The following is a 256-nucleotide window of genomic DNA, read 5'->3' as shown; positions in this document are numbered from 1 at the left end:
ATCACAAGGGATAACGTCAGACGCCGCGCTTAAAGAAGCCTTTCATGATTTTATGCTGTTAGGTCCAAGCTTTGAAATTTACACCTTAGACCCAGATGGCAAAGTGATAGCCTATGACGCCAAAGAAGAAAAAATTAAAATTCACCGGGTCGATACTGCAATCATTCAACAGTTTTTAAATGGCGACAACCTGCCAGTACTTGGCACAGATCCGCGCAGCGAAGATACCCACAAGATTTTTTCCGCCAGTAAACTC

Annotated in this window: 1 protein-coding gene; it reads left to right on the top strand. The window is 43.4% G+C overall.

Annotation, left to right across the window (positions count from 1 at the left end):
- Positions 1-256: hypothetical protein (locus tag AAEY79_RS15635; RefSeq protein ID WP_352289502.1), on the top strand; the 256-nt coding region annotated here is incomplete at both ends.

It is taken from the genome of Psychrobacter sp. GW64-MNA-CIBAN-0177 (assembly GCF_040309585.1).
Lineage (GTDB): Bacteria > Pseudomonadota > Gammaproteobacteria > Pseudomonadales > Moraxellaceae > Psychrobacter > Psychrobacter okhotskensis.
This window is presented reverse-complemented; position numbering and strand designations above follow the sequence as displayed.